Origin of the sequence: Sulfolobus sp. B1 (assembly GCF_007050195.1) — an archaeon.
Taxonomy (GTDB): Archaea; Thermoproteota; Thermoprotei_A; order Sulfolobales; family Sulfolobaceae; genus Saccharolobus.
Genome location: NZ_QIMI01000340.1, coordinates 1 through 659, shown reverse-complemented (window position 1 = coordinate 659; position 659 = coordinate 1). Strand labels below are relative to the sequence as shown.

At 38.5% G+C, this 659-nt stretch carries 1 protein-coding gene; it reads right to left on the bottom strand.

The features are described 5' to 3' along the window. The coding region (locus DMP16_RS10590; RefSeq protein WP_185957878.1) for a cbb3-type cytochrome c oxidase subunit I at positions 1–659 on the bottom strand (659 nt) is incomplete at both ends.

Here is a 659-nt window from a genome sequence, read left to right as displayed (position 1 = left end):
GAAGTCAATATAGTTAAGCCTAAATTCATCACCGTTAAACCGGAACCTGAGGCTAGAATTAGGGTAGATAAATTCACCCAGATTCTTAACCCAATAGGTAATGGCCAAGTCTGTAGGTGATGTACCCAAATTAACATAGTACCTATCGACAATAGATAAATATTCCACCTAGCCCATTTTTCACTAAATAATGGTCTTCCAGCATATATTGGTATATAATAGTATAATGCGCCAAATAATGGGAAGGGAACGTAATAAACTACAGGATGACCATAGAACCAGAACAATAATGCCCATAGTAAAGGATTTACTGGAATCCCTGCGAAGAAGTGTAAAACATACCATAATGTGGATGCTGCTAAAGCAGGGAGAGTTATAGCAATAACTATTCCAAATGCTACACCATATGCTGCAAATATGTTTAACCTTTGATCCTTTGGCTTTGTAGCATACGCGTCAACTATCAACGTAATAAATGATGCGGTTTGTAAGACGAAAGCTAAAGTAAGGACTAAGTATGCCATTCCCATTAAGGCTGGAGTGGTATAGAATAGAAAAGCGTGAAACTGACTATTGGATTCTATAGCTAGCGGAGGATACATATACCATCCCATATCCGGACTTCCTGCCATGGCTATACCTAAGAAGAGGCTTGCTAA